Source organism: Amycolatopsis sp. NPDC051045, from assembly GCF_040682955.1.
Classification (GTDB): Bacteria; Actinomycetota; Actinomycetes; order Mycobacteriales; family Pseudonocardiaceae; genus Amycolatopsis.
Window position 1 is genome coordinate 574,411 of the sequence record NZ_JBFBCC010000001.1, and the last position, 11,142, is coordinate 585,552.

The window sequence follows — 11,142 nt, forward strand, 5'->3', positions numbered from 1 at the left end:
CGCTGTTCGAGCCGGGCCGGTTCAGCCGAGCTCGCCGGACAGCACGCGGGCCACCAGCGTCCGGTGTTCGTCGTCGTCCGTGATCGTGCGCACCTGCTCGCGGCCGTCCCGGACCGTCAGGTACCGGCGCTGCCGCAGGAACACCTGCCCGTTCCCGAACGCCCGGCCGCACAGGACTTCCTGGGTGTCGGTGCGGGTCGTGTCCCCCACGAGGGCGCGGAAGTTGTCCTCCAGTTCCTTCCAGTCACTCCACTGGCGGGGTTCCGTCGTGAACGTGTAGACGACGTTCCAGCGGGTGACCGCACCGCGGCGTTGCAGGGCATAGCCGGATTCCCGTTCCACCAAACGGAATTGGCTCCCGTACTGGGTTTGCACCGCCGGAGTCACCGCCAACGGCTCGACGTAGGTGGGGCCGGGGTACCCGACGTCCACGAGCCACTGGCCGCCGTCCAGGGTGACCAGGTTGAACATGTGCTCGACCTCGGTCCCGAACGTCTCCCGCCCTTCGGTGGTGCTGCCGGCGAGCGGCGTGACGTCGTAGCCCAGTTCGTCCAGCAACCGGTGGAACAGCCGGTTCAGGTGGTAGCAGGCGCCGCCCTTCCCGTCGGCGATGCTGGTCACGAAGACGTCGTCCTCGTCGAGGTCGACGACGTTCACCGCGTCACGGAGCCCGTAGGCGAGGCTGTTGTACGGGATCGCCACGAGATGGCTCTTCTGCAGCTTTCGCAGCGTTTCGAGGTCCACGCCGGTTTCCCCGCCGCAGCCGATCCGCTGGAGGTAGGTCTCCACGTCGAACACGTTCACCACCTTCTTTCAGAGCAGCTCGGTCAGGTGCGCGGCGAGCAGGGCCGGCGTCGGATGGTCGAAGACGACGCTGGGCGAGAGCTTCCGGCCGGTGCGGGCGCGGAGCCGGTTGCGGAGCTCGATCGCGGTGAGCGAATCGAACCCGATCTCGAACAGCCCCTGGTCCGGGTCGACCTGCTCGGCGGCGCGGTAGCCCAGCACCGCGGCCACCTGGGCGCGCACCAGGTCGAGCAGGACCTTCGCCCGCTCGCCCGGCTCGAGCCCGGCCAGCCGGCCGGCCCAGTCTTCCTCCACAGTGGACGCCGCGCGGGCCTGCTGCCGTCCCGTGCGGACCAGGCCGCGCAGCAGGTAAGGCACTTCGGTACCGCCCGCCGCGTCGGCGCGCAGGCCCCGCAGATCGAGCTGGGCGGGGACCAGCAGCGCCTCCCCGGACCCGATGGCGGCGTCGAAGAGTTCCAGGCCCTCCTCGGGTTTCATGGCCACGAGCCCGCCGCGCCGGTTCATCCGGGCGCGGGCGGCCTCGTCGGTCCCGGCCGCCATGCCGCCGGTGGTCTGCTCCCACAGGCCCCACGCCAGCGACTGGCCCGGCAGGCCCGCCGCTCGCCGGTGGGCCACCAGCCCGTCCAGGTACGCGTTGGCCGCCGCATAGCTGCCGCTGCCCGCACCCATGAACACCCCGGAAACCGAGGAGTAGACGACGAACGCGTCGAGCTCCAGCTCCCGGGTCAGCTCGTCGAGGTGCCGGGCGGCCGCCACCTTGGGCGCGAACACGCCGGCCAGCTGCTCCGGCGTCACCGTCCCGATCACCCCGGCGTCCGAAACGCCGGCCGTGTGCACCACGGCGGTCGGCCGGTGCTGTTCGAGCAGCGCAGCCACCTGGCCGCGGTCGGACACGTCGCAGGCGGCGACCGAAACGTCCGCGCCCAGTGCGGTGAGGTCGGTGACCAGGTCCTTCGCCCCCTCCGCGTCCAGGCCACGACGACTCACCAGCAGCAGCTGCCGCACCCCGTGCCGTTCGACCAGGTGCCGGGCCACCAACCCACCCAGCGAGCCGGTACCACCGGTGACCAGCACCGGTCCCCGGGCCGGGAACACGGCCGGCGTGTCCGGGCGGGTGGCGCGGGCGAGACGCGGGATGGACAGGGTCGTCCCGCGGACAGCGACCTGCGGCTCGCCACCGGCCAGCACCGAACCCAGCAGCGGCGGCACTTCGGTGGCGGGCTCGACGTCCAGCAGCACGATCCGGTCGGGGTTTTCCGCTTGGGCGGCCCGGACCAGGCCCCACACCGCGGAACCGGCCGGGTCGGTCACCGCGCCGTCGCCGGCGGGCACCGCACCCCGGGTCACGATCGCGAGCTTCGTCCCCTCCAGTCCTCCGCCGGCCAGCCAGCACTGGACCACGTCCAGCACCCGGACGGTGAGCGCCAGCACCGGATCCTCGCCGGCCGCGTCGCCGACGGCGTCCATGACGGCCACCGCCGGCGCGCCGGCCACGCCGGACAGCACGTCGTCGGCCAGCGTCGCCACCTGTTCCGCGGTGGCCACCGGCACCCAGGAGGGCACCGGCCGCGTGGTGTCCACTTGCGACAGCGGCGTCCAGTCCACCCGGTACAGCGAGCCGGCGCGCGCCGAACCCGCCGCCGTCGTCAGCTGCTCGTTCGACACCGGACGGCCGACCAGGGAATCCAGCGTCACGACCAGGCCGCCGGTCTCGTCGACGGCCTCGAGCGACAGGCTGTCCCGCTCGGGCTTGGCCACGCGCACGCGCAGCACCGAGGCACCGGCCGCGTGCAGCCACAACCCGTTCCAGGCGAACGGCAGCCGCACCTCGTCCCCGTAGGACTCGGTGTCCGCCGCGGCGCTGACCATCGTCGAGTGCAGGGCCGCGTCCAGCAGCGCGGGGTGGATGCCGAACCGGCCGGCTTCCTCGCGGTGGTCTTCGGGCAGGGCGATCTCGGCGAAGGTTTCGGCCTGGTCGCCGGTGCCGCGCCGCCACACCGCCCGCACGGCCCGGAACGTCGGTCCGTACCCGTACCCCACGTCCGCGAGCACGTCGTAGGCACCGCTGATGTCCACGGGCTGAGCGTCGGGCGGCGGCCAGGCGGCGAAGTCGAACGCGGCGGCCGCCCGCGGCCGCTCCCCCGGGACGACCACCCCGGTCGCGTGCCGGGTCCAGGTGTCCGCGTCTTCGCGCAAGGAGTAGACGTCCACCGTGCGCGCGCCGTCCTCACCGGGCCCGCCGAGCGCGACCTGCACCCGGACCCCGCCGCGGCGGGGCACCACCAGCGGCGCCTCGATCACCAGCTCGTCGAGCACCGGGCAGCCGGCTTCGTCGCCGGCCCGCACGGCCAGCTCGACCAGCCCGGTGCCGGGGACGATCACGACGTCCCGGACCGCGTGGTCGGCCAGCCAGGGGTGTGACCGCAGGGACAGCCGCGAGGTGAAGACGAGCCCGTCGGACTGCGGCAGCTCCACGACCGCACCGAGCAGCGGGTGATCGGCGCCGGCGAGACCCAGCGAGACGGCGTCGGTGGCGTCGGTGGCGGCGGCGCGGAGCCAGTAGTGCTGGTGGTCGAAGGCGTACGTCGGCAGGTCCACCCGCGCGGGCGGCACCATCGTCGCCCAGTCCACCTCGACCCCGCGGACGAACAGCTCGGCCATCGACGTCAGCAGCCGCCGCAGGCCACCGTCGTCGCGCCGCAGCGAACCGGCGACGACCGCGTTCGTGTCGTCGATGAGCTCGGTGATCGGCTGGACCAGCACCGGGTGCGCGCTGACCTCGACGAACACGCCGTGCCCCTGTCCGAGCAGCGCGGTCGCGGCCGGGCCGAAACCGACCTGGCTGCGCAGGTTCCGGTACCAGTACCCGCCGTCCACGACGCCCGCGTCACGAATCCACTCACCGGTGAGGGTGGAGAGGAACGGCACCAGCGGCGCCCGGGCGTCGAGCCCGGCCAGTGCTTCGGCGAGGGTCTCTTCGATGTCTTCCACGTGCCGGGTGTGCGACGCGTAGTCCACCGCCACCCGCCGGACACGGATCCCTTGGGCGGACAGGGTTTCCAGCGCTTCGGCGAGGGCCTCGGCGTCCCCGGCGATCACTGCCGACGACGGGCTGTTGACCGCGGCGACCTCGACCCGGCCGGCCCACGGCGCCAGTTGCCGGACTGCGTCGTCCTCGCTCAGCTGGACCGAGGCCATGCCGCCGCGGCCGGCCAGCTTCGCGGCGATCGCCTGGCTGCGCAACGCGACCACCTTCGCCGCGTCCTCGAGGGACAGTGCACCCGCCACGCAGGCGGCCGCGATCTCGCCCTGGGAGTGCCCCAGCACCGCGTCCGGCACCACCCCCACCGAGGCCCACACCGCCGCCAGGCCGACCATCATCGCGAAGCTCGCGGGCTGGAGCACGTCGACGCGGTCCAGGAGGTCCACATCGCCACGCAGCACGTCGAGCAGCGACCAGTCGACCCACGGCTCCAGCGCGGCCGCGCACTCGGCGATCCGCTCGGCGAACACCGGCGACGCGTCGAGCAGTTCGCGGCCCATGCCCGGCCACTGCGTCCCCTGGCCGGGGAACACCCACACGAGCTTCCCCGGCAGACCGGACGCGGGCACCTTGCCGGCCACCAGACCCGGCGCGTCCTCGCCGCGGGCGAGCGCCGTCAGCCCGGCCCGGGCCTCCTCGGCCGAGCCCGCCACCACGACCGCGCGGTCGCCGAACACGGCCCGGCCGGATGCCAGGGCACCGGCGACGTCCGCCAGGGGCTCCTCGGCGAGGAAAGCCGCGAGCCGGCGAGCCTGACCGGCCAGGGAACCGGCGCTGCGGGCCGACACGACCACCGGCACCACCCCGCCGTCCGGCGTCTCGCCGGCGACCGGACGTTCCTCGGTCGGCGCTTCTTCGATGATCAGGTGGGCGTTCGTGCCGCTGATCCCGAACGAGGACACCCCGGCCCGGCGGGGACGGCCGTTCCGCGGCCACTCCCGCGCCTCGGTCAGCACCTCGACCGCACCGGCGGACCAGTCGACCTGGGTCGTGGGCCGGTCCACGTGCAGGGTGGGCGGCATGACGCCGTGCCGCAGCGCCTGCACCATCTTGATCACGCCGGCGACCCCGGCGGCCGACTGCGCGTGCCCGATGTTCGACTTGATCGACCCGAGCCACAACGGCTGCTCCGGGTCGCGGTCCTGCCCGTAGGTGGCCAGCAGGGCCTGCGCCTCGATCGGGTCGCCGAGCGCCGTCCCGGTGCCGTGCCCCTCCACGATGTCCACATCGGACGGCGTGAGACCGGCGCCGGACAGGGCCCGGCGGATCACCCGCTGCTGCGACGGCCCGTTGGGCGCGGTCAAGCCGTTGGACGCGCCGTCGGAATTCACCGCGCTGCCGCGCAGCACCGCCAGGATCCGGTGGCCGCGCTCGCGCGCCACCGACAACCGCTCCAGCACGACGATTCCGACGCCTTCGGCCCAGCCCGTGCCGTCCGCGCCGTCCGCGTAGGCCTTGCACCGCCCGTCCCCGGCCAGGCCGCGCTGCTTCGAGAACTCGACGAAGGTGCCGGGCGTCCCCATCACCGTGACGCCGCCGGCCAGCGCCATCGAGCACTCGCCCTGCCGCAGCGCCTGCCCGGCCAAGTGCATCGCCACCAGCGACGACGAACACGCCGTGTCGATCGTGACCGCCGGGCCCTCGAACCCGAAGACGTAGGACACCCGGCCCGACACCACGCTCGAGGCGCCCGCCGTGCTCGCGTACCCCTCCAACTCGGACGCGGCCGCGCCCATCCCGTAGCCCTGGTTGGACACGCCGGCGAACACCCCCACGTCGGCGCCCTTCAGGGACGTCGGGTCGAGACCGACGCCTTCCAGCGCCTCCCAAGAGGTCTCCAGCAGCAACCGCTGCTGCGGATCCATCGCCAAGGCCTCCCGCGGCGAAATCCCGAAGAAGCCCGCGTCGAACAAGCCGGCGCCCTCGAGGAAGCCGCCTTGGCTGGTGTACGTCGTCCCGGAGCGGTCGGGATCGGCGTCGAACAGGTTCTCCAGGTCCCAGCCCCGGTCCTCGGGGAAGGGAGACAGTCCTTCGTGGCCCTCGCGCACCAGGCGCCACAGGTCCTCGGGATCCGCGACGCCACCCGGCAGCCGGCACGCCATGCCGACGATGGCGATCGGCTCCCCGGCATCCGCCGCGCTCGCGGCCACCGCCGGGACGTTCGCCGCGGTGTCCCCGAGTTCGGCACGCAGGTAGCGGGCGAGCGCGACCGGGGTCGGGTAGTCGAAGACCAGCGTGGCGGGCAGCTTCAACCCGGTCGTCTCGCGCAGCCGGTTGCGCAGCTCCACCGACGTCAGCGAGTCGAACCCGGCGTCCTTGAACGCCGTGTCCGCGCGGACGGCTTCCGGCCCGGCGTGGCCGAGCACCAGCGCGACCTGGGCGCGAACCACGTCCAGCAGCAGCGCCTCCTGCTCCGCCGGGGCGAGCCCGGCGAGCCGGCCGGCCAGCCCCTTGTCCACAGTGGACGCCGGGCGCGCCTGCTGCCTGCCGGGGCGGACCAGGCCGCGCAGCAGGTGCGGCACCGCCCCGCCGGCCCGGGTCTTCCGCAGGTCCAGCTTGACCGGGACGACCAGCGCGTGCGGGGCCCGCACCCCGGCGTCGAACAGGTCCATGCCCTCCGCGGGCGAGATGGCCAGTACCCCGCCCCGGCCGGCACGTGCCTGGTCGGCGCCGCCGAGGTGCGCGGTCATGCCGCCGGTCTGCTCCCACAGACCCCAGGCCAGCGACGTGCCCGGCAGGCCCGCGGCCCGGCGGTTCGCCACCACGGCGTCCAGGTAGGCGTTGGCGGCGGCGTAGTTGCCCTGGCCGGCGGAGCCGAAGACCCCGGACGCGGACGAGAACACGACGAAGGCACCGAGGTCCCGTTCGCGGGTCAGCTCGTCGAGGTGCCGGACCGCGTCGACTTTGGGCGCGAACACCGTGGCCAGCCGCTCCGGCGTCAACGACTCGAACACGCCGTCGTCCAGCACGCCCGCGGTGTGCACCACGGCGGCCGGCCGGTGCTCGGCCAGCAGCGCCGCCACCCGGTCGCGCTCGGCCATGTCGCACGCCACCACGGAGACCTCGGCGCCCTGGGCGGCGAGGTCCGCGGTCAGCTCGGCCATGCCCTCGGCGTCCGGACCCCGCCGGCTGACGAGCACCAGCCGCCGGACCCCGTGCCGGGCCACCAGGTGCCGGGCAGTCAGCACCCCCAACGACCCCGCGCCCGAGACCAGGACCGTCCCCCCGGCAAAGTCCGTGGATGCCACCTTCACCGCGGGGGAAGCCGCGCGGGCCAGGCGGGGGGCGGTCAGCACGGTGCCGCGGACGGCGACCTGGGGTTCGCCGGAGGCCAGTACCGCTTTCAGGGGGACGTCGCCGTCGGTGTCCAGCAGGACGATCCGGCCGGGGTTCTCCGCCTGCGCGGCCCGGAGCAGGCCCCACACCGCCGCCGCGGCGGGAGCGCGCACCACGCCGTCGCCGTCGGGCATCGCACCGCGGGTCACCACGACCAGGCGGGCTTCGTCCGCCGCGTCGGCGAGCCACGATTGCACGGCCGCCAGCACCCGGCCGGTCAGTTCCAGCGGGTCCTCGCCGACGGCTTCGAGCACCTCGACCTGCTCGGTAGGTGCTTCGTCGCCCGGGGACACCTCGACCCACCCCAGGCAGAACAACGCGTCGACGTTCGCCGCCGCACCCAGCTGTTCGGTCGAAACCGGCCGCGACACCAGCGAGTCCGCCGTCACGACGAGACCGCCGGCCTCGTCCGCGGCCTCGACCGACAGGGCGTCCGGACCGCTCGGCGCGAGCCGGACCCGCAGTGCCGAGGCACCCGCGGCGTGCAGGACCAGGCCGTTCCAGGCGAACGGCAGCACCGGACGACCGGGTTCCTCCGTCGTGGCGGCCCCGAGCATCCCCGCGTGCAGTGCGGCGTCGAGCAGCCCGGGGTGGATGCCGAACCGGGCCGCGTCCGCGCGCTCGTCCTCGGGCAGGGCGACTTCGGCGAACACCTCGTCACCGCGCCGCCACACCGCCTGCAGGCCCCGGAAGGACGGCCCGTAGGTGTAACCGCGCTCGACGAGGTCGTCGTAGAAGTCCCCGACCTCGACGCGCTGGCCGCCCGGCGGCGGCCAAGCCGTGAAGTCGAAGGGTTCGTGCGCGGACGGGGTGGCCGCCAGGAACCCGGTGGCGTGCCGCGTCCAGACCTCCGCACCGGCGTCCTCGCGCAGGGAGTACACCTCGACGGTGCGCGAACCGGTCTCCCCGGGCGCGCCGGCCACGACCTGGATCCGGACGCCGCCGTGCTCGGGAACGACCAGGGGTGCCTCGATCACCAGTTCCTCGAGGACCGGGCAGCCGGCCTCGTCGCCGGCCCGGACCGCCAGCTCGACCAGCCCGGTGCCCGCGACGAGCACCACCCCGCCGATGACGTGATCGGCCAGCCAGGGGTGCGACTTCAGCGACAGCCGCGAGGTGAACACCAGACCGTCCGACTGGGGCAGCCGCACGACCGCGCCCAGCAGCGGGTGGTCGGCCGCGATCTGCCCGAGCGAAGCCGCGTCCGTGGCCTGCGCGGCGGGCTGCAGCCAGTAGTGCCGCTGGTCGAAGGCGTACTTCGGCAGGTCAGCCCAGCCGGTCGCGGGCGGCAGCAGCGCGGACCAGTCCACGGCCACCCCGCGGACGAACAGCTCGGCGACCGCGGCGAGCAGCGCCGGTTCGTCGGGGCGGTCGTCCCGCAGCGCCGCGACGCACGTCGCGTCGCCGGCCGACTCCTCGACGAGAGCGGTCAGCGCCGCACCCGGGCCCAGCTCCACGAACAGGGCACCGCCGAGCTCCGCCGCGGCCGCGATGCCCTCGGCGAACCGCACCGGCCGCCGCACGTGCTCGGCCCAGTACCGCGGATCGGCGAGCTCACCCGGCCCGGCGAGCCGGCCGGTCACGTTGGAGACCACCGCGATCTCCGGTTCGCGCCACGTCACGCCGGCCAGCTCGGCGGCGAACTCCGCCAGCATCGGCTCCATCCGCGCGGAGTGGAACGCGTGCGAAACCTTGAGCTGCTTCATCTTGTGCCCGCGCTCCCGCATCCGGGCGGCGGCCGCGAGGACGGCGTCTTCAGCACCGGAGAGGACCACCGCCGAGGGACCGTTGACGGCGGCGAGTTCCACGCCGTCGCCGAGCAGTTCGGCGACTTCGTCCTCGGTGGCGGCCACCGCGGCCATCGCCCCGCCGGGGACCAGCGCCTGCATCAGCCGTCCCCGCGCCGCGACGATCCGCGCCGCGTCCGCCAGCGAAAACGCCCCCGCCGCATACGCGGCCGTGATCTCGCCGACGGAGTGCCCGATCACCACGTCCGGCCGGACGCCCCAGGACTCCACCAGCCGGAACAGCGCGCTCTCCACCGCGAACAGCCCGGCCTGCGTGAACACCGTCTGGTCCAGCAGCCCGGTACTGGCCGGGACCTTGCCCAGCACCACGTCCCGCACCGGGTGGCCGGCCCGCCCGGCCAGGCACGCGTCCAGCTGCTCGCAAGCCTCGTCGAACGCCGTCGCGAACACCGGATACCGGTCGTACAGCTCCCGGCCCATCCCGAGCCGCTGCGAACCCTGGCCCGGGAAGACGTAGACGAGCTTGCCCGGCCGGCCCGAACCGGTCACGACCCCGGGCGCGCCTTCCCCGCGCGCCACCGCGCGCAACCCGGTCACCGCTTCCTCGTCGGACCCCGCGAGCACGACCGCGCGGTCACCCAGCAGCGCCCGGTTCGACAGCAGCGCACCGGCCAGCCGCGCCCGTGACGCGCCGCCGCCCTCGAGGAACTCCGCGAGCCGGCCGGCCTGGGCCGCCAAGGACGCGGGGCTGCCCGCCGACACGACCAGCGGCACCAGCCCCTCGGCCACCGGTTCGTCCGGGACGCGAGTCTCCGTGCCGGGTGCCTCTTCCAGGATGAGGTGCGCGTTCGTCCCGCTGATCCCGAACGCGGAGACCCCGGCCCGGCGCGGCCGGTCTTCGCGCGGCCACTCCCGCGGCTCGGTCAGCAGCTCCACCGCACCGGCCGACCAGTCGACCTCGGGGGTCGGTTCGGCCACGTGCAAGGTCGGCGGCAGGGCGCCGTGGCGCAGCGCCTGCACCATCTTGATCACGCCCGCGACGCCGGCGGCCGCCTGCGTGTGCCCGATGTTCGACTTGATCGAACCCAGCCACAGCGGCCGCTCGCGGCCTTGCCCGTAGGTCGCCAGCAACGCCTGCGCTTCGATCGGGTCGCCCAGCGCGGTGCCCGTCCCGTGCGCCTCCACGACGTCCACATCGGACGCGACGAGCCCGGCGCCGGCCAGCGCCTTGCGGATCACCCGCTGCTGCGAAGGGCCGTTCGGCGCCGTGAGGCCGTTCGAGGCGCCGTCCTGGTTCACCGCGCTGCCGCGCAGGACCGCCAGGATCCGGTGCCCGCGCTCCTGCGCCACCGAAAGCCGTTCGAGGACGAGCACCCCGGCGCCCTCGGCCCAGCCGGTGCCGTCCGCCGTCGAGGAGAAGGCCTTGGACCGGCCGTCGGCGGCCAGCACCCGCTGCCGGGAGAACGCGACGAAGGTGCCGGGCGTCGGCATCACCGTCGCGCCACCGGCGAGCGCCATCGAGCACTCGCCCGTCCGCAGCGCCTGGGCGGCGAGGTGGATGGCCACCAGCGACGACGAGCACGCGGTGTCGATCGTGACCGCCGGTCCTTCGAGCCCGAAGACGTAGGACACCCGGCCCGACGCCACGCTCGACGCCGCGCCGATGCCCGCGAAGGCTTCCAGGTCCGGCGTGATCGCCCCGGCCCCGTAGCCCTGGGTGAACACCCCGGAGAAGACTCCGACGTCGCTGCCCTTCAACGAGAGCGGGTCGACCCCGGCGTCTTCAAGGGCCTCCCACGACGTCTCCAGCAGCACCCGCTGCTGCGGGTCCATGACCAGGGCCTCCCGCGGCGAAATGCCGAACAGGCCCGCGTCGAACAGCCCGGCCCCGCGCAGGAACCCGCCCTGGCTGGTGTACGACGTCCCCGGGTGGTCGGGGTCCGGGTCGAACAGGCCGTCGAGGTCCCAGCCCCGGTCGTCGGGGAAGTCGGAGAGGGCGTCGACGCCGCCGGCCACGAGCCGCCACAGGTCTTCGGGCGAGGACACGCCACCCGGGAACCGGCAGGCCATCCCGACGACGGCGAGCGGCTCGTCGGCGTGCCGGGCGCCCTGGGCGCGCAGGCTGTGCAGCTCGGCCGTGACGCGCTTGAGGTACTTGAGGAGTTTTTCGTCCGTGGCCATTCTGGGGTCCTCACAAGGGTTTGCTGGAAC

The 11,142-nt window shown here is 74.3% G+C and carries 2 protein-coding genes; both read right to left on the reverse strand.

The features are described 5' to 3' along the window. Positions 1-21: 21 nt before the first annotated feature. On the reverse strand, positions 22-804 hold the full coding sequence (locus AB0M80_RS02840) for an arylamine N-acetyltransferase (RefSeq protein ID WP_364557870.1): 783 nt from the start codon (positions 802-804) through the stop codon (positions 22-24). A gap of 9 nt (positions 805-813) precedes the next feature. Further along, positions 814-11,112, reverse strand: coding sequence for a type I polyketide synthase (locus AB0M80_RS02845; protein WP_364557873.1), 10,299 nt, complete (start codon positions 11,110-11,112; stop codon positions 814-816). Between the last annotated feature and the right edge of the window lie 30 nt (positions 11,113-11,142).

What these genes read in the sequence shown, in the direction of transcription:
- AB0M80_RS02845 (WP_364557873.1), bottom strand. Translation starts at nt 11,112, where the DNA reads ATGGCCACGGACGAAAAACTCCTCAAGTACCTCAAGCGCGTCACGGCC.